Annotated in this window: 10 protein-coding genes and 1 tRNA gene; 4 read left to right on the top strand and 7 right to left on the bottom strand. The window is 44.3% G+C overall.

Going from position 1 to position 19,764, the window contains the following annotated elements:
- Window positions 1–7: 7 nt before the first annotated feature.
- Both C511_RS0114480 and ettA read right to left on the bottom strand, forming a co-directional pair.
- Window positions 8–2,758, bottom strand: coding sequence for a TonB-dependent receptor (locus C511_RS0114480; RefSeq protein WP_027318327.1), 2,751 nt, complete (start codon window positions 2,756–2,758; stop codon window positions 8–10).
- Window positions 2,759–2,975: 217 nt separating this feature from the next.
- Complete coding sequence (gene ettA / locus C511_RS0114485) at window positions 2,976–4,664, bottom strand: energy-dependent translational throttle protein EttA (RefSeq protein WP_024995709.1); 1,689 nt, start codon at window positions 4,662–4,664, stop codon at window positions 2,976–2,978.
- Window positions 4,665–4,805: 141 nt separating this feature from the next.
- On the opposite strand from ettA, the gene C511_RS0114490 reads away from it, so the two are divergent.
- The 4 genes from C511_RS0114490 to C511_RS0114505 all read left to right on the top strand — a co-directional run bounded on the left by C511_RS0114490 (window position 4,806) and on the right by C511_RS0114505 (window position 9,074).
- Window positions 4,806–4,878 (top strand) — tRNA-Lys (locus C511_RS0114490).
- 139 nt (window positions 4,879–5,017) lie between these two features.
- Window positions 5,018–5,668 (top strand): DUF47 domain-containing protein, encoded by a 651-nt coding sequence (locus C511_RS0114495; protein ID WP_024995710.1) that lies wholly within the window; start codon window positions 5,018–5,020, stop codon window positions 5,666–5,668.
- A 12-nt stretch (window positions 5,669–5,680) separates the two neighbouring features.
- Window positions 5,681–6,685 (top strand): inorganic phosphate transporter, encoded by a 1,005-nt coding sequence (locus tag C511_RS0114500; protein ID WP_024995711.1) that lies wholly within the window; start codon window positions 5,681–5,683, stop codon window positions 6,683–6,685.
- A gap of 184 nt (window positions 6,686–6,869) precedes the next feature.
- Window positions 6,870–9,074 carry an AsmA family protein gene (locus C511_RS0114505; RefSeq protein ID WP_027318328.1) on the top strand — a complete coding sequence of 735 codons (2,205 nt, stop codon included), beginning with the start codon at window positions 6,870–6,872 and terminating at the stop codon, window positions 9,072–9,074.
- Window positions 9,075–9,403: 329 nt separating this feature from the next.
- Here the strand turns inward: C511_RS0114505 and C511_RS0114510 are convergent, their stop codons facing one another.
- The 5 genes from C511_RS0114510 to C511_RS0114530 all read right to left on the bottom strand — a co-directional run bounded on the left by C511_RS0114510 (window position 9,404) and on the right by C511_RS0114530 (window position 19,727).
- Window positions 9,404–9,649, bottom strand: coding sequence for a hypothetical protein (locus C511_RS0114510; RefSeq protein ID WP_024995714.1), 246 nt, complete (start codon window positions 9,647–9,649; stop codon window positions 9,404–9,406).
- A 74-nt stretch (window positions 9,650–9,723) separates the two neighbouring features.
- On the bottom strand, window positions 9,724–10,218 hold the full coding sequence (locus C511_RS0114515) for an RNA polymerase sigma factor (protein ID WP_148297686.1): 495 nt from the start codon (window positions 10,216–10,218) through the stop codon (window positions 9,724–9,726).
- Between the two features lie 267 nt (window positions 10,219–10,485).
- Window positions 10,486–13,581, bottom strand: coding sequence for a DUF6298 domain-containing protein (locus C511_RS0114520; protein WP_394356863.1), 3,096 nt, complete (start codon window positions 13,579–13,581; stop codon window positions 10,486–10,488).
- Window positions 13,581–15,266, bottom strand: a complete 1,686-nt coding sequence (locus tag C511_RS0114525) for a polysaccharide lyase (protein WP_024995717.1) — start codon at window positions 15,264–15,266, stop codon at window positions 13,581–13,583. The genes C511_RS0114520 and C511_RS0114525 overlap by 1 nt, the downstream gene beginning before the upstream one ends.
- 60 nt (window positions 15,267–15,326) lie before the next feature.
- Window positions 15,327–19,727 carry a hybrid sensor histidine kinase/response regulator transcription factor gene (locus C511_RS0114530; protein WP_024995718.1) on the bottom strand — a complete coding sequence of 1,467 codons (4,401 nt, stop codon included), beginning with the start codon at window positions 19,725–19,727 and terminating at the stop codon, window positions 15,327–15,329.
- Window positions 19,728–19,764: the final 37 nt, after the last annotated feature.

Consider the following 19,764-nt stretch of genomic DNA (forward strand, 5'->3'; position numbering starts at 1 on the left):
CAGTTCTTTAGAAGTTAAGTTTGAGGTTAACGCTATATGTACGACCAAATCCGTAGAAGATGCCATAAGCTGTTCTGTCATCATGGCTAGCACCATCTATAGCATCAGAAATGTATTCTTGATTGAACACATTATTGATATTACCAACAAGTGTAGCATTAACTGAACCAAGACGGAAACGATAGCTACCGTTCAAATCGAACAGGTGAGCAGATGGGATACGCCAAGGAGAAGCATAACTCTTTTCACCGTTTAACAAGATGTCGCTGCTGCTGAAAGCCCAGTCTGCATAGTTTCTTCCCTGGAAGCTATAATCAACTCCTAAGCGAATGTCTTTGCTTACACGGAAGTCTGTACCCAAGAAAGCTGTAGTCTGAGCAGATCCACCTACTCTAACGTCTTTCAGGTTGATCTTCATAGAAGCATGATCTGCTGTTTGAAGACCTGAAGCATGTACAACTTCAACCTTACCTGTATCTGCATTCTTTCCGTAAGATTTTACAGGCTGTCCTGTTGAATCATAGAAATAACCTTTAGCATTGCTGGTCCATCTCCAATCTCCGATAGAAAACATACCTTTGATGTTTAACCAAGTAAGAGGTTTAGCTACAAAGTCAAGTTCAATACCTTCGTGGGTAGCGTTAACGCCACTCATGTTCAGGCTCAAACGGTCAACAAATGTATCACCGTCTTTCACATCAATACCTTTTGACATGGTTTTATCTTTCCATTCGGTATGATATGCGTTGATATTAGCAGTAAGGAACTCAGAACGGAAACCATAACCTAGCTCCAAAGAGAATATCTTTTCATTAACAGCATCGGGGTTAGTGATGTTGCTAGTTGTTGCTTGCAAGAATGCACCACCTGAGAAGAAAGGAGCACGACTGATGTAACCTACGTTTGCAAATACGTTGTGATTCTCAGTTAAGTTATAGTTCAAACCTCCTTTAGCAGTCCAACCAATGAAGTTTACCGTTTCTGATTTTTCATGATCTGCATCATAGTAGAAACGGTCACGACGCCAGTAACTTGTATTTGATAGTGAACCGGCAACAAAAGCACTTAATTTGTCCTTGTTGTATTCAACTTGACCAAACGCACCTTCTGACATTACAAAACCATCATAATCGCGGTAAACTACATCACCCACTTTAAGTTTCTGGTTTACAAAAGAAGAACCGGCTGCTGCAGCAGAATTGTTAGTTGCCGAAACTCCTTTTCTTGATGAAGAGTCAACATAATACTTACCTCCGTAAAGGTCAACAATTTCATTGGTATGAACTCCTTTGTAATAGCGCAAGTCAACACCTCCGTAGAAATCAATATTATCAGTCAGCTTATTAGTATAAGTTGAAAGAAGACCGTACCAGTTATGGAAGTTCTTTGATTTAGACATCACCATTAAGGAACCGTTGCTGCTTGCCTCATTGAGGTCATATATTTGATCGTAAGCAAATGTTCCATCTGAATTTCTAAATGTAGTATTGAGTGTACCGTATGAACTACCGTACCAGTTATTTCTGTCAGTGCTTGTTAAACCTTGACCGGAATAGCCGTATCCACGTCCAATAGAAGTATAAAGAGCAGTACTCAAGCTAGATTTAGAATTAATCTGCCAAAGGTGGTTCAAAGAAATCTGAGGTTTGTTATATACGTTATAAGCTGATTTCTTTCTTTCACCGTTGGGTCCAAAACCATAAGAAGGGTTGTATTTGTAAGGATCATCACCGTTCATGTAGTTTTTAGCAACTGATTGCCAGCCTGCAATGGTTAAACCGTCATTGTTGTTACGTTGATTGTGCCATTGAGGAGCTCCGAAAGCTGTTAATGATAACTGATGATTTTCATTGAAACGTTTTGTGATGTTCACAAACCAATTGTAACCTTCAAATTCTGTTCCTTGAATATATCCGTCACCCCAAGTTTTTCCACCGAGCAATGTGAATGCCCAGCCTGATTTTGAAAGACCGGAAGAAACGGTGAAGAGCATCTTGTTGTATCCGTCATTACCAATTCCGTAAGATACACTTCCACCCTTTTTAGCTTCAATAGTATTTGTTACAATGTTAATAGAACCACCCACTGAAGGAGCAGCAACTTTTGAAGCGCCTAACCCACGTTGAGTTTGCATGCTACGGGTTACGTCGGAAAGTCCGGCCCAGTTTGACCAGTAAACGCCACCCCATTCCATGTCATTCATTGGAACACCGTTGATCATCATTGCAATATTCTCACTCTTGAAACCACGCATGTTAATTTTAGAGTCACCGTAACCACCACCTTGTTTGGTTGCATACACACCCGGAGTTGATTTCAATATTTCAGGAAACTCTTGAGTTCCCAATCTTTCTTGAATAAATACCGGTTCAATGGTAGAAACTGCTACCGGAGTTTTGCGGGCAACGGCAATTGAAGAGGTTATTGTTACGTCGGCAAGAGCCACTGCATCAACTTCCAAATTGATAACTCCCAAGTTTACCTGACCTCTTTGGGTTACCTTTTTCTTAAACTCCTTGTAACCAAGAAATTTAACTGCTAAAGTTGAATTGGGAGCCACATTCAGAGTAAACTGACCATCAACGTCAGTTACTGTACCCTGAGTAGTGCCTACGACAGTAACAGCTGCACCGATCATCGGTTCACCGTTTTCTGCATCCACAACTTGACCTTTCACTGTTGTCTGGGCCATAGCTGTAGCAGCGGAGCATACCGACAGCAAAGCAACCAGCAGGAAATGAATTAGATGTCTTCTCATAATTCTTTTTGTTAAGTAATTGAATTTGTTAATTAATGATATAATCTCTCTTGAGCACACAAAGATAATTAATATACTTTATATGTACATTACAAATCTGTTTCATTTTTTAAGCATTCAAAGCAAATATATGCTATATAATTAAAAAAAATAACGGAGGTTACGAAATTATTTCAAAATAATTCCATACCTCCGTTACTTATAAGCAGTAGAAAACTTAATCTTGCATCAGTTTCCGATATCTAACACGCTTGGGTTCTTCGTTGCCAAGACGTTTCATTTTATTCTCTTCGTATTCAGAATAGGATCCTTCAAAATAGAATACATTGGAATCTCCTTCGAAGGCCAGAATGTGGGTACAAATACGATCTAGGAACCAACGGTCATGCGATATAACAACGGCACAGCCTGCAAAATCTTCCAGACCTTCTTCGAGTGCACGAAGTGTATTTACGTCAATATCATTGGTCGGCTCATCGAGCAGCAACACATTGCCTTCTTCTTTCAAAGCCACAGCTAAATGCAAACGGTTTCTTTCTCCACCCGACAGCATTCCGCAAAGTTTTTCCTGATCACCGCCTGAGAAGTTAAAACGTGACAAATAGGCACGTGCATTCACATCACGACCACCCATTCGTATCAATTCCGCTCCTCCGGATATCACTTGGTACACACTTTTTTCGGAATCAATGTCTTTATGCTGCTGATCAACGTAAGCCACTTTCACGGTTTCACCTACTTCGAACTCGCCTTTGTCGACCTTTTCAATTCCCATGATAAGGCGGAAAAGAGTGGTTTTACCTGCACCGTTAGGACCAATCACTCCTACTATACCGTTGGGCGGAAGCATGAAGTTAAGATCGTCAAACAGCAATTTGTCGCCATAGGCTTTGGCAACGCCTTTGGCTTCAATCACTTTATTACCCAGACGGGGACCGTTGGGGATGAATATTTCAAGTTTTTCTTCTTTTTCTTTCTGGTCTTCGTTAAGCAACTTGTCGTATGAATTCAAACGGGCTTTTCCTTTGGCCTGACGGGCTTTGGGGGCCATGCGTACCCACTCTAACTCGCGCTCTAAAGTTTTGCGGCGTTTGCTGGCTGTCTTCTCTTCCATCTCCATGCGCTTGGTTTTCTGATCCAACCAAGAAGAGTAGTTGCCTTTCCAGGGGATACCTTCGCCACGATCCAGTTCGAGAATCCATCCGGCTACGTGGTCGAGGAAATAACGGTCGTGCGTTACGGCAATTACCGTTCCTTCGTATTGTTGCAGGTGCTGCTCCAACCAGTCAATAGACTCAGCATCGAGGTGGTTGGTTGGCTCATCGAGCAACAAGATATCGGGTTTCTGAAGTAACAAACGACACAAAGCGACTCTGCGACGCTCACCTCCCGAAAGGTTGGCAACCGACTGATCTTCGGGCGGACAACGAAGGGCATCCATAGCACGCTCTAGTTTACTGTCGAGGTTCCACGCATCTGTTGCATCAATAATATCCTGCAATTCGGCCTGACGGGCAAAGAGTTTGTCCATCTTTTCGGAATCTTCATAATACTCCGGTTCACCAAACTTCAGGTTGATTGCTTCGTATTCGGCAAGGGTATCAACAATGGGTTGCACACCTTCCATCACAATTTCTTTCACGGTTTTTGTGTCATCCAGATAAGGTTCCTGCGCCAGGTATCCCACAGAATAACCCGGAGAGAAAACAACCTCGCCCTGATATGACTTTTCAAGACCGGCAATAATTTTTAGCAGTGTTGACTTACCCGATCCGTTGAGACCAATGATACCAATTTTGGCACCATAGAAGAAGGACAGGTAGATGTCTTTCAATACGTTTTTGTTGGGTTGGAAAGCTTTGCTAACACCAACCATTGAGAAAATAATCTTTTTATCGTCAGCCATATAAAATAAGGTGTAAATAATACATCTGAGAAGACCGTTACCGACCTTTTCGGGACAAAGATAAGAAAAACACTTGAATTTATTTGGATGTGCCGATAATTCGTTTTACCTTTGCACCCGCTTAACCGCAATAAAAGGATTGATTCGCTAGCTCAGCAGGTAGAGCACAACACTTTTAATGTTGGGGTCCTGGGTTCGAGCCCCAGGCGGATCACTCAAAAGATAATCTCCGGTAACTGTATTGGTTGCCGGAGATTTTTTTTTATGCTACCTATTCGTGAAAATTAAAATCCTTTCTTATTGCATGAAACAAGTCGATAGTATATCTTTGCACACGAAAATTTCAATAAGGAATGAAAATCAATACATTATTGAGCATATTTGCTCCGAAAGATGTTAAGTTCTTCCCCATGCTGGAAGAAACTGCTGCGCTCTTATCTCAATCGTCTGCTTATCTGCAGGAGTTGTTTTCTTGTGATGACAAAGCTCACAGAGAGGAATTATGCAAGCTTATAAAGGCTGAAGAGGTGAAAGGTGACAAGGTTACCGGAAACATTATTCACGAACTGAACAATACGTTCATCACCCCTTTTGATAGGGAAGATGTGCACGCTTTGGCCGACGTGATGGATGATGTGCTGGATGTGATTAACCGATGCGCACAAAAGGTACAGCTTTACCAACCCCAACGTTTCCCGTCACACACGGTTACACTGGTTGAAGTGATAAAGAAAGGTAGCGATGAATTGCAGAGTGCTGTCAATGAGCTGTCGAACATCAAAAAGACCGACTTGCGGTTACGGGCGCACTGTAAGGAGATTAAGAAGCTGGAAGAAGAAGCCGACACGGTGTACGAAGAGGCTATCACTTACCTTTTCAGCCAAGAAACCAATGCGGTGGAACTGATTAAACTGAAGGAAATTATTCAGGAGCTTGAGAAAACCGTGAATAAGATAAACAGTGCTGCCAAAGTGATTACTTCCATTCTCGTCAAATACGCCTGATAAAATAAGAATATGACATTACTTATACTTGTCATTGCGTTGGCGCTGATCTTTGATTTCATCAACGGCTTTCATGATGCAGCCAATTCAATTGCAACCATAGTGACCACGAGAGTGCTCACTCCTTTTCAGGCTGTGCTCTGGGCAGCTGCTTTTAATTTCATCGCTTTCTTTGTTGCCAAATACATCATTGGTGAATTTGGTATTGCCGATACGGTATCAAAAACGGTCTTGAGGGAATTCATCACTCTACCCATTATTCTTTCGGGACTGCTTGCAGCTATCTCTTGGAACTTAATGACTTGGTGGCTGGGCATACCGTCATCTTCATCGCACACACTCATAGGCGGATTTGCCGGTGCAGCTATCAGCGCAGCCGGTTTTCAATCTATTCACGTGGGCGTAATCGTTAAGATTGCTTCGTTTATTATTTTGGCGCCTGTTATTGGGTTGCTCATTTCATCCATCATTACCATATCTGTGTTGTGGGCTTTCAAAAGGGTCAATGCTCGCACTGCCGAGAATTCTTTCCGAAAGTTACAGCTGGTGTCGTCGGGCTTATTCAGCTTGGGGCACGGGTTGAACGACTCGCAAAAGGTAATGGGTATCATTGCCACAGCCATGATTTCTTATGGCAGCATTGATTCCGTAGAAGCCATGCCCGACTGGGTTCCTCTTTCTTGCTTTGCTGCCATCGGTTTGGGTACCATGAGCGGCGGATGGCGTATTGTAAAGACGATGGGAAGCAAAATCACCAAAGTAACTTCTCTGGAAGGCGTTTGTGCCGAAACAGCCGGTGCACTGACACTATTCATCACCGAGCATTTAAAAATACCTGTAAGCACTACGCACACCATTACGGGTGCCATTATGGGCGTGGGAGCAGTAAAACGCTTGTCGGCTGTGCGCTGGGGAATCACCATCAATCTGATGTGGGCATGGATTCTAACGATTCCCGTGAGTGCTGTATTAGCCGGACTTATTTACTTGCTTATCAGCACGCTGGGGCTGAGATAAGCTCACTAAGAAATGTAAACCGTTCTTCCTAACTTGCTACGTATTGTTTAGAAGAACGGTTTTTCTATGTAGTACATTTTGTCCTCAAAACACTTCCATCCGTCGAGGAAAAACAAGCATAAACCGACAGATTTGCGTTTCAGAAAATAAATGCAGAAATTTGTGTGCTCAAACAAACAGAACGATGAAAAGAAAAGGTATTAAAATGACACTTATTATTGTATCCGTATTGGCAATAATAGTGGCAGTAATCGCATTGGGAATCTCTCCTTTTGCTAAAAGTTATATTGAGAAGCACAGCAAAGAGCTCATAGGCCGCAAGGTGTTGATGAAGGATTTGAGGCTCAACGTGTTTACAGGCACGCTCAGACTCGACTCTCTGCGTATGTATGAAGCAAACGATAGCACTGTTTTTGCTTCTGTTGACACGTTTTTCGTTGACTTGCAGCTGCTGCCTCTCATAAGCAGCAAGGTTGAAATTGCGCAACTCAAAGTGATAAGACCCTATGCTGCCATCATACAAAAGGGCGAAAAGTTCAACTTTGACGATTTAATGCCTAAGGAAGACTCGGTTGAGGTAAAAAAAGAACCTTCTTCGTTTCCCCAATCAATTGTTATTAAGAACATATACATTGGCGAAGGCAAACTGGTGTACACAGATTTGTTATTGGATAACACCATCCGTATGAATGATCTGGGTGTTGCCATCCCCGAACTGGCTTTCGAGAAAGGAAACACCAACGCCGGCATTCATCTGAAAGTTGGTGATGACGCCACGCTTAACAGCAAACTGAGCATGAACATGCAAACCAGCGAGTATGATTTGAATCTGCAACTGGGCAAGCTTCCTGTCAGCATCATCAAACCTTACCTCAAAGAATACCTCAATATGGATAAACTAGAGGGCACGGTAAACAGTAACCTCTCCATTCGCGGTAACAGCAATCACGTAATGGAATTTACAATAAGCGGAACAGCCGAAGCGCAGAACTTTAACCTGACCAATCACTTGGGTGAACCAATTGTGGCCATACGTGAGGCTTCGGTCAAAATAAATAAGATTCACCTGCCTACATCGACTTATCTGTTTGACTATGTGAATGCGCAGGGTGTGAAGCTCAATTACATTATGCACCCGCAAACCGATAATGTATCGGCATTACTGAAGCCCGAAGACGCCGGGGCTTCACAGACCGATTCAGCAGCGTCCGTTCCTATGAATGTGAAGATTGAAAAAATGCATATAGCCAACTCGCAGATAGAGTACACCGACCGTACGTTGAAGGCTTCCACTTTTACCCTGCCTGTATCCGGAGTCGATTTTCAGTCGGAACACTTCAACCTCAACGGCACCAATGCATTCAAGGCAAAAGCCTCTCTTCCGCAAGGAGGAAGGGTTGAATTCAATTGGAAGGGCAACATGAACGACTTGAAGAATCAAGAAATAATGGCTAATTTTCAGAATGTGAGTCTGGCTCTCTTCAGTCCTTACTGCCTGGATTACACGGCTTATGACATTACCGGTGGCAACATGAACTTCGTAACCCGCAACCACATCAAGAACAATAACATCAACAGTCTGAATAACATGGATGTGTACAACATGACTGTAGGAAAAAAGCATAAAGAGATGGAGGTGGAATATAACGTTCCGCTGAAACTGGGGCTGTACATCTTAAAAGATAAGGACGGAAAGATTAATTTCGATATTCCCGTGAAAGGAAACCTCGATAATCCGGAGTTTTCTTACAAGAAAATAATCTTCAAAACCATTGTAAACCTCATGGTTAAGGTAGCTGTTTCGCCCGTTCGTTTCCTGGCCAATTCGCTGGGTATGAGCCCTGATAAGATGGAATCGATGCCTGTTGATGCGCTGCAGACAGGAATCAACGCACAACAATACAGTCAGCTCAACGATTTGGGTAATCTGTACCGTCAGAAGCCCGATATGACTGTGGTTCTAACGCAATGGGTTGACTGGGAGGAGGCGCTCAACGATTACAGCCTGTATCTGGCCAAACAGTCCTTCCTTCAATCTCAAATGCCTAATCAGGAAGTGGTAACCTTTGAAGATACCAAGGAATTAAAAGAGAACGACGAAAAGTTTGTGACCTACGTGCAAGGCATGTTAACCGCCAAAGGTGCTACCGTTGCTCTCGACGCTCCGCTGAAAGAGAAACTGCAAGCTGTATTCGTAGCAGATTCTGTTGCAAGTGGCTTGCTGCACAGGCTGCAACAACGCAATCAGTTGGTACAAGAGTATCTGACCAACACCTGCAACATTCCGGCTGCAAAGCTGTCCATCCAAACTGCTACAGCCGATTCACTGCAGAACTATGATGGTAGTGCTAAATATAAAATAGACATGCAGCTCCCCAATAATAACTAAGTGAAGAAACCTCATATACACCCGGATGTACAGCCATTGTACACCCGGGTGTATGGCATTTGTACACCCGGGTGTACAAACCCTGTACATGGGGGTGTACACAGAGTTTGGTCGCTTTCAAAAATGCAAAAAGGGTTATCTCTTGAACCGAGACAACCCTTGCGCTACGTTTTTTCTAACCTTCATTAATCTATTAATCTTATTATGAACAAGCTTTTACCTTTTGTATACCTTATGAAAACGTTATCCTGAATCTAATCCTTTTTTCTCTCACAGAAACCTTCCCTATCACTAACGTTACACTTAACTTTATAAACACTTGTAATATCTTACACTAATACACTTTTCCAAATAGAGTCTTTCAATGATGCTGCCTCTGCCTCGCTGAGCAACTGCTCGTTGGGCAAACCCTGCAATACATCGCGGGCCTCATTGAACAAAGCTTCTTGCATGGGGCAGTGCCTGAGGAACTCCTCCCACTGAGAAAGCTTTGCAGAATCATGATCTAAAACGGCAATGATAAAATCATCGTCTTTCAGATAATCATCTACGGTATATAATATTCTTTTATCCATCCTTGTATTTTCTATTAAGACGGAGGAGGAAATATTATGTACTCAAAAAAAACAAAAACTAAAAAAATATATTCTTAGCCGGCTAATGTTCTGAGTTTCAGGAGTCCCCTGTGCATCAAATTGCGTACCGACTGGTAATTCATATTCATGATTTCGCAAATATCTTCATACTTTCTCTCTTCTATGTAGTACAGAGTAAGTGCCTCGCGCTGGCGGGGAGAAAGCTGTGAAAGCAAACGCTTCACCATTGATTTATCATTCTTCATGCCTTCGGAAGAGATGTAATCTTCTTCCACGTCCTCTTCACCCGAAATGCTGCTGTACTCTTCCACCGGAGTATCCGACATATAGATACGTTTACGCATCTCGTCACACAATTTGTTTTTGAGTGAGATGAACAGGTACGATCTGATGTTATTAATATCCGTAATGCAATCACGACGGCTGTGCATTTTCACAAAAACATCATGAATGCAGTCGCGCAGCAATTCACGGTCGGTTGTTAGTTTGCAGCCATAATTGAAAAGAATATGAATATGTGAATCATACAAGCGCGAGAAAGCACGCATATCGCCCGCTTGAAAATCGGCCAATAGTTGCGCTTCAGGATCTAAGCACGTATTCGACAAGTTGATATTAGCATCACAATTTTGTTCCATCATGGTATCAATCAGAGTTGTTTTTCTTATGATGCAAAAATAGGGAGTACGCTGTTGCTCGTTAGGGAATATTTGGTTATAGGATTGAAAAAACAGATATTGTGTTATATAACATAAATGTAATATAAAAGCTGTAAGAAGAAAAAAGCCTGCCGCGTGATGCAGCAGGCTTTTCGTTTATAAGTTCCTGATCCAGTAAACTCCTTCGTTGCCAGACGGTAGTTTCAGCGGGTTTCCGGCTTTCACGGAGGTTGTTTTCACCAATGTGGCAATCTCTCCGGAACGCGGATTTACGTAGCTTATGCGGTATTTACCGGCCGGAATACTGATGGTAATTTCTGATTTATACTTGGAATAAATGATAATTCCTGTACCAGATTTTACCATTTTGCAATATTCGTCCGTTCCGGTAGCTTCAGTGTGCATCTGAGCAGCATCACGCAAAAAGTCTTTATCGGCAACCGGAATCTGTGCACAAGAGCCTCCCGCCATGAAGATGGCCCAAGCCATATCGGGGTAGTTTTGTGCGTAGAACGTTACGGCTTTTTCGGGGTAACGAGTGCGGTATTCATTCACTGCTTTATAGGCTTCGTTGAATGTTACTTTCCCTACTTTCATCTTGCGCATGTGCTGACGAGGTGCCATGTTTTTGCCACCTTCGGGAGCATACACCGTACCGTCGTTTTTGTAATGCCAATAACGAATGTCAATCACGTCGACAACCGCAGCACGTGCCGGATCATTCAAAATGGCATCTTGCACATCTTTCGTTGTGCTAAGTGCTATGAGCGGATGTTTGCCGGTTTCTTTCTTCCACTGGGCAATCACGTCGAGCCAAAACTCTACGAAATGAAGCGGACCGGTGTACTCGGCACTAACCAGCTGAATCACGTTTTGGTTATCGGCAAAGTTATCCAAACACTGACGGATGTACTTGCGGTGCAGTTCTCTGCGCACGGGGTCGGTTACATCATAGAACTGTTCCGCCATAAAAATGCGTTTATCACCGGCAAAAGGAACAGGCTCCGGAAAACCGGTGCTGTTTATGTTGTTGGCCGATCGCCAGGGGCAATCAACCCAATGTGCTCCGGCTTCAATGATGTTGTGCTGAAAATAGTTCTGATGGAATAGCAGCAAACCTTCTTGCTCACCTTTATCGGCAAATTCCTTGAGGCGTGACCAATACCACTTATTATAATGCGTGAGGTCGTACTTACTCAAACCTTCCCAAGCGGTGCTTACACCACTGCGGGCAAAGGGCTGTTCATAGAACGGTCCCCACACATCGCCGTTACGACGACGTATGCGTTCGTGGTCATCACGTCTTCTGTCATACCACAAACCGTAATTATGATCGAGCACCAAGATATTCTTTTCCTTCATGTAGCTCACCACCGAGTCGATGCGGTCGGTCAGCCCCTGCCCTTCTCTTCCGGGAACAAAGCGTGTTACGTGGGGCTTAGCCGAAGGCAAGAAGTTTGTTTTCAGCTTGCCGCTCCACCAAGGAACTTCCTGGCGACCACCTACCATCAAAGCACCATCGGTTACCAAACGACCATCTTGCAGTCCCATGTTGTGTTTGCTCTTTTGAGGCAACTGCCAGTTGAATTTCAGCTGATCAACTGATTTCACTTTATCGGCACTCACCGAGGCAGAGAAACTACCCTGCTCTATCCACTGCTCCAACGTAAGGCGAGGTTGGAAGGATTCTTTTGCCAAACGCATGGCTTCTTCCACTTCCGGACTACTGGTAGCACTAGTGTTACGTGGCAAGATGCGTGCACGCTTGTCTACATACGCCTGCAATCTTTCTTGTAGCTGTGCGTAGAAGATGCTGCGCGGCTGCACATGATTGTTTGATTCATCCCACTCACCGTTACCCGAGAATTGAGCCCAACAGCCGTAAGCTCTGTTTGGAGCATCGGCGGCTACAGTGTAACACTCAATTTCAGCAGCTGTGCATTGCCAGAATAAGCTATTAGCCGTATTCCATCCGGCACCGTTTTTATCTTGACCTAAGTTTTTGTACGACAAGTTGTGTCCGTCAATGTTAACCACATCGAAAAGCAACCCGCAGGCCCATGCATCAATAGATCCGCTAAAGCCCAACGACTCTTTCGTGTCACACTGCACAAAAGCATTGGGACCGGCAGCAGCATATCCAGCAGCAAAATCGTGTATTCCCTGTTCGGAATAACAACGCTGAAACAAACACAGTTGTCCCAGTGTGAAGAAGGTACACCGACGCATACCTCCTACCTCGGATATCGGTTCACGAGAAATACAATCTTCCACCGTAATGCGTGAACCTGTGCGCTGCACAATGACCGCACTACCGCTGAAATGTTTGAAGTTAACCCTGCGCACCCAGCAGTTTTCGGCATTCTCGATGGAAACTCCTACCCAGGCATGGTCTTCATCTTTGGGATATTGTTTGTTGTAATCGGACACCATCGTGAGGTTCTCCACACCGGAATGAGCAATTCTGCCCGTCCACCGGTAACGAATCACCTTAGCTTTACCAAAAGCAGCATCCAGCGCCACGGTAAACGGCACATCCACCGTTAGTTTGTTTCCGGCCACAGCGGTTACGGTTCTGTCCCACAGCAAATCGGTATCACCGGGTTTCCAACCCAGCGCATCAATGCCTCCTCCGTAAATATTACAACCGATCGAAGCAATCCACTCTTTGGTCGACGGACGAACCACCAACACACGGTCGCCCACGCGGAAAGAACCCGATTGTGAAACCTGCAACTCCTTGCTGCCAACGGGCACATACGCTTGTTGCACCTCTACGGTATCCGTAGTCATTACATTGTTCTGTCCTTCCACATAAAGCAATGCACCCCTGTCAACACCGGTTTTAAGTAACACCGTTTGCTCCTTGTCGGCTCCACGCAACACCACACCCGATACTGCAATGCGCAGCTCACGACTCAGTGTGTATGTACCTTTTCCAAGCAAAACTGCCCCACGAAACCCTTGCTTATCGGGTTTCAATGACGACACATAATCAATTGCCTTTTGAATATTGGCCCAGTTGTCACCCTCATTGCAGGGCACAAACACAGCATTATTCACATTCGGAATATCCTGCTCCGAATTGCGGTAACCACAGTACGAGAAATCGAGCACACGATTCCCCTTGCTGTCGTTTACGTACGTAATCTTATTGTTCTTTACCTGTAAAGCAAAGGTTTGCGCACTAGCGTGCACAAACCCTATACTTACCAACCCTAGGAAGAGAACTTTTACATTCATCTTTTTCATTATAACAAGCTTTTTCGTCCGGCCAACGTGTCGTGATTGTTTTTCACATCCTTCCAGTCGACCTTCTTTTTGGTATCTATTCCGTTGATATACTTTTCAATATTGGTATAGCCGTCGCCGTTGCAGTCAAGCGTAGCATCCGACGGGTCATGAGGATTCAAACCATTCTTTATTTCCCATGCATCGCGCATACCGTCATTGTCAGAGTCCTTCACCGGTGTTCCCTTGTATTCAGGCAAACCGCCTACCTGACGAATATCGGTAATAATACCCTGTTTGTATGAGTCGGCCGGCAATCTTCTCTTAATGTAGGGAGAAACAAACTCAGGAGCATTTTCAACATAAATGGCTTTTCCTGTTTGTACCGACTTCACAATGCGTGCATCTACAGCATCGCGCTTAGGGAAGTTGGCTCCTACGTTCTCCATGACAAAGTTATATGCCTTTTGGGCCGGCATAATAGTAACATGTGGCATAGGGAAAGGTTCGTTAACCCTAATTTTGCTCAGGAATTCTTCCTCCTTTACGTCATCGGCCAACTGCACCCCACCGTTCCAGTTATCTTTAGTAACCTTCTTATTGCCATGCACAATGTTACCGTTGACATAAGCCTTGCCAAACGATAGTGCTTTGCTTTTATCTCTACCTGATTCTGGTTTCAATATACGGTAAGAAATTGGTTTATCGAGCGGAGTGATAGGGCCCGGTTTGAAGTAGTTATTGATGATGTTAAACAAGCTGGTGTTATCACCACCGTCTACCGAACGATTCCACCAGTTAAACGTCACATTATTCACAAAGTTGAACCCTTCATTCATACCTACTGAGCAGTTACGACTAATGTTTGAGGCAAACAGGTTGCGGGCAAACATGCAGTTGTGTCCCCCAATGGTTCCACCAAACGCATGGTTGTAGGTATCCATCGCTTCGGAGAATACCGAGTTCTGAATTGTAATATTCACCGTGGGCAGTTTAAGACCGTGACCGGTTTCATCACGATTGTACACGTGGCGGTAGATAGACATGTTTTCGTCCAACCCCCAACTTGCCGAACAGTGGTCAATCATAATGTTACCCACCGGATTGCCACCGATGGCATCGTCGCGGAAAGCTACATCTTGCGCTCCACGACGGAAACGCATGTGTCTGATAACCACGTCATGTGTATCGATCAGGAAAGAAGCACCTGTAAGACATACACCGTCGCCCGGAGCCGTTTGTCCGGCAATGGTTACGTAAGGTGCACGCAAATGAATGGGACTGCTTAAGCGTATAACTCCCGACACATTGAACACGATAATGCGTGCTCCGCCTGTTTCACAAGCTTCGCGAAACGTACCGGGACCTTCATCGGCCAACGAGGTAACTACAATTACCTTACCGCCACGACCACCGGGAGTATAAGCACCACCACCCTCCGCACCGGGGAAAGCAGGAATATCTACTTTTAGCAAATCATCCGGCTTCGAAGCCCAAGGTTTGTAGAAACGACCTTTAGCAGCTTCTTCCAGAATAACGGGCAATGCTTTCTGCCAGGCAGCATCCGATTTACGCATAATCTCAGCCTCCTGACGCTCGCCACGAGCCTTTACTGAATCAGGAATAACTGGATATTGTGCCATGACCGAAGGAACTATTCCGGCGGCCAACATCCATAATGAGAGTTTTTTCTTCATGTTCTTCATCTTGTAAATGTTGCATATTTACAAATAAGACGATTGAGAAAAGCCTATGTAATCGGTGGTTTACACTTTTCTCCACTCATTCATGTATTCGCGGGGAGTCTGGTCGTACTTTTTGCGGAAACACTTGCTGTAATAACCCGAATCCTTGAATCCTACCGCAAAGGCAATCTCCGAAATGCTCATATCCGTATTCTTGATGAGTTCGATGGACTTATTCAGACGAATCTCTTTCACAAGGTCAACCGGAGCCAAACCGGTAAGACTCTTCAACTTCTTGAAGAAAGCCGAACGGCTCAACCCTACGTTGGCAGCTATGGTGTCAATGTTGAAGTCGCTGTTATCGAGGTTCTCTTCAATCACCTGATGTATCTTCTCAAGCAACTGAATATCTTTCTTAACCAAGTATTGCTCGTAATTGTCGGGCTGTGCCTCTTCAGTATGTGTCCACACACGTTCGCGGAACAGTTTACGCTCACCCAGCAACTGCTCTATACGCGCAATAAGATAGTCTTTACTGAATGGCTTGGTTATGTAAGCATTGGCTCCCATACTGATGGCTTTGGTCTTAGCCTCATCGTCATTCTTAGCCGTGAGGATGATCACCGGAATGTGACTGATCTGGAAATCCTGACGAATACGTTGCAGCATCTCCGTTCCCGACATTTCGGGCATCATCTGATCTGTCACCACAATATCGGGATGATACAAATGTACTTTCTTCAAACCTTCTACACCATTGGCGGCTAGGTAAATGTTGTAACGGTCTTCCAGCTGAAGTTTGAGCAGATTGCCCAGATCTTTATTGTCCTCAACCAACAACACAGTAGGTAGTGAAGCATCCATACCCTCTTCCTCGTTAACAACCTCCTGTGTTTCAGCATACGACAAGTCGCTGCCCACAGCCTCTGCCTCACCATCGCCCACATAAAAATCAACCTCAGAAGGCTTATAGTGTTCCTTTCCAAGCAAAAGTTCTACTGTAAACACAGCTCCTTGTTGGGCTTCACTCTCCGCCTTCACCAATCCGTGATGCAAAGAGATAATCTCTTTCGACAAGGCCAATCCGATGCCGGTACCTTGGTAATATGCATTCCGCGCATTCTCTCCTTGCGAGAAACGCTCAAATATTTCGGATAGTTTATTTTGTGGTATACCTACCCCGTTGTCCTCCACACGGATGTAGCAACGCTCGCTTCCTTCCACTAAACCGGTCGACACAAAAATGCTTCCACCCGAAGGGGTGAACTTGAAAGCATTTGAAATGATATTCCGAATCACCGTTTCCAGCTTCTCTTTATCGGCCCAGAGGTAGATGGTTTCATCGGCCAACTGGAAATTGAAACTGATTTCGTTTTCCTCGGCCAGTACACGAAACTCTTTCTGGAAGCTTTGTACCAACGTATTGAGGTTTATTTGTGATACGTGCAAACGCATTTTACCGCTTTGTATCTTCCGGAAATCAAGTATCTGATTCACTAATTGAAGCATCTGATTGGTATTCTTTTCCATCAGTTCCACGTACTGCTTCCCTTTTTCAGTGAGACTTTCCTTATCCTTAAGCTCTTGAATAGGACCTTTGATCAAAGTAAGCGGCGTACGCAATTCGTGTGATATGTTAGTGAAGAACTTAATCTTCAGCTCCGATAACCGTTGCTCAATGTAGATGTCGTTTTTCATGCGTATCATGAAGAACGTGAGCTTCAGAATGGCCCATAACAATGCCAATCCGATAAGCGTATAAATGGTGTATGCCCACCACGTGCGCCACCAGGGAGGAAGAATGGTGATGTGCAGTGTCTTCTCCGATAGCAATTCGGGATTGGCCTCGTCAATGGATTGTACACGGAACACGTATTCGCCCGGAGGTACATTGGTGTAGGAAGCAATGCGGTTCTTGCCGTTGAAGTGCCACTCCGTTTCGTAACCTTCGAGTATGTATTTATAAGACACCCGGTTTTGGTTGTAATAGTTGAGCGCAGCAAACTCAATGGTAAACATGGACTGATTGTGCTTCAACTCAATGTTATCGGCATACTTCACCGATTCCATCAGGATGGGATCTTCACGGAAACTACGCAAATCCCTGTTCGACACCTGGAAATCCACAATGTACGTTTGGTAGCTTACATTGAGTGTTTCAATCTTGTCAGGCGAGAAAATGAGCACGCCCTGTTTACAACCCAACCACAGTTCACCGTCGAATGTTTTGAGGGCCGAACTCTCTTCCATCTTCACGTTAAAGAACCCATCATATTTGTCGAAATTACGAATACGCTCCGTTTTACGATCAAAACGAGACAAGCCATCTTCCGTTACAAACCACAGGTATTTGTCCTTATCTTCTACAATAGATACAACCACATCCGTGTTTAGTCCCTCACGCAAACCGTATGATTTGAACAACGGTCTGCGAGTTATTTTATCATACCCGATGAGTTTACTAACTCCTCCGCCAAACACACTCACCCATATACTGCCTTCCCTGTCACGGTAAAGCACATAGATATCATTATCGGCAATGTTAGAGCTGACACTCTGTCCGCGATACGTTTCAAATTCTATTTGTTCGGGCGAAGTGAAACGATTGCTGAAAGACATCAGCCCATCCATGGTACCCACCCAGATACGTCCGTCATTGTCTTCGGTAATGTTACGCACATCCATGTACAATCCGTAAGACGGATAACGTTTTAAACCGTTATATTTGTGTTTAAACACCGTTTGCCCGTGTTCCTCACTCAATAGATTCAGTCCACCGGCCAGCACACCTACCCAAATGTGTCCTTTACTGTCTTGAAAAGTAAAGTACACCTCGTTGCCGCTGATAGAATTACTTTGTTGGGGGTTATTCGTAAATCGGGTAAACTTAAAGCCTAACTTGGAAGAAGCGTCCGGTTCAGCCTTAACCAAACCGTTACCTTTGGTTGAGAACCAAAGATTTCCCTTGTTATCTTCCATGATGTTATACACATTGCCAATGTGATAATTGGCTGCCGAATAAACTTGTTTGATTCTTCCCTGTCGATCCAGACGGTACACCTGCTGCCAGCGAGTACCAATCCATATATCTCCGTTACGAGCCTGGAACAAAGCTTTGATACCCATAGCCGACTGCTTCTCATCTACCGAACCAAAGCTGCGAGGATCCAGCAAACGAAATTGTTTTTTGGGGAAATTGATGCGATACACTCCGGCACTGGTTGATGTTAGCCACAAAACGCCATCGTTGTCAATCAGCATATTGAAGAAGAGATGATTCTTCTCTTCAATCATGAACTGCTTCATCTGGTTGAGGCGGGTCATGATTCGCGTTTCACGGTCATAAGACATCACTTCTCCGGAAGTAGTGAGGAAGAACAGTCCTTGTTCACCGGCATCTTGTACCGAGAAGTCACAAAGAGCCTGTCCCGAAGGAAAAGTAAACCGTTCACTCTCATCGTTAAGCGGGTCATAGCACAAAGCACCGCTGTTGCCCTCAATAAACCACAGTTTATCATACTTATCGACAAAAGAGTGAGTTACTGTTGCCTTCCCTGCTGCAACAGGCAGTTTGCGAAGCGAGCGACTGTTGAGGTTGTATTCATAAAACCCCTGACCACCCATACTGATATACACTACTCCGGCATCGGTAACCAGCAGATTCTCTATTCTGCTTACAATACCCGGTAGCCTGTATTTGTTCACCCCACCGCTTGTCAGATCAATGCGGTAAAGGTTTCCATTCTCATCTCCCAGCCACACAGCCTTTTCACCACCATAGGCACAAGTAAATACCTTTTTGGCACTCACGCCCATCTTTTTACTGATAAAGTCAATTGGTTTATCGAGCAGTTTACTACCCTTACGAAAAGAAAATATCTTGTAATCAATGCCTATCCAATTAACGTATTCACGCGTTTCACAAAACACATTGTTGCGCAAACGCCAGTCATACAACGCCGCATTAATGCCCGAATCGTGCAGCAAACGGATGTCAATCTTACCTTCCTTATCAGTCGATGCACGAAGCAGACTCTTGTCTTTGGTCAGCAGCAGTACATCGCCTTCGGGGGTAAGTTGTATCTTAATGATCTGAATGTTTTCCGAATACTCTTTCATGTCGTCATACACGGCATGGAAGCGTTCGTTGACCTTATCGAAAACATAGAGTTTTCTATCCACCGTTTTGATCCAGAGAAAGCCGTTTTTATCTTCGAGCAGACTCTGGATTTTACGAGGCGGAATGTCTGAATAGAAGCCGTCGCGATTGTTATAAGCACGGAACTTACTGCCGTCGAAACTGCACAAGCCGTACCAGGTACCAAACCACATAAAGCCATCTCTTCCTTTGAGCGAACAGTTTACGATGTTGTTGGGCAACCCCTGATCAACCGTGTAGTGTTCAACAATCATATTGGTGTACGCATGCACCGATAAGCATGAGTACACCATTAATAGAAAGATAAAGCTAAGCTTCTTCATGGTAAAAAGACGTTCAAATTGTGTGATAACCGCTCCA

It is taken from the genome of Bacteroides graminisolvens DSM 19988 = JCM 15093 (genome assembly GCF_000428125.1).
Taxonomy (GTDB): domain Bacteria; phylum Bacteroidota; class Bacteroidia; order Bacteroidales; family Bacteroidaceae; genus Bacteroides; species Bacteroides graminisolvens.

Bases quoted from the DNA above. Each gene is read 5' to 3' on its own strand.
- C511_RS0114480 (WP_027318327.1), bottom strand. From the start codon at position 2,758: ATGAGAAGACATCTAATTCATTTCCTGCTGGTTGCTTTGCTGTCGGTA.
- ettA (WP_024995709.1), bottom strand. From the start codon at position 4,664: ATGGCTGACGATAAAAAGATTATTTTCTCAATGGTTGGTGTTAGCAAA.
- C511_RS0114495 (WP_024995710.1), top strand. From the start codon at position 5,018: ATGAAAATCAATACATTATTGAGCATATTTGCTCCGAAAGATGTTAAG.
- C511_RS0114500 (WP_024995711.1), top strand. From the start codon at position 5,681: ATGACATTACTTATACTTGTCATTGCGTTGGCGCTGATCTTTGATTTC.
- C511_RS0114505 (WP_027318328.1), top strand. From the start codon at position 6,870: ATGAAAAGAAAAGGTATTAAAATGACACTTATTATTGTATCCGTATTG.
- C511_RS0114510 (WP_024995714.1), bottom strand. From the start codon at position 9,649: ATGGATAAAAGAATATTATATACCGTAGATGATTATCTGAAAGACGAT.
- C511_RS0114515 (WP_148297686.1), bottom strand. From the start codon at position 10,218: ATGCGTGCTTTCTCGCGCTTGTATGATTCACATATTCATATTCTTTTC.
- C511_RS0114520 (WP_394356863.1), bottom strand. From the start codon at position 13,581: ATGAAAAAGATGAATGTAAAAGTTCTCTTCCTAGGGTTGGTAAGTATA.
- C511_RS0114525 (WP_024995717.1), bottom strand. From the start codon at position 15,266: ATGAAGAACATGAAGAAAAAACTCTCATTATGGATGTTGGCCGCCGGA.
- C511_RS0114530 (WP_024995718.1), bottom strand. From the start codon at position 19,727: ATGAAGAAGCTTAGCTTTATCTTTCTATTAATGGTGTACTCATGCTTA.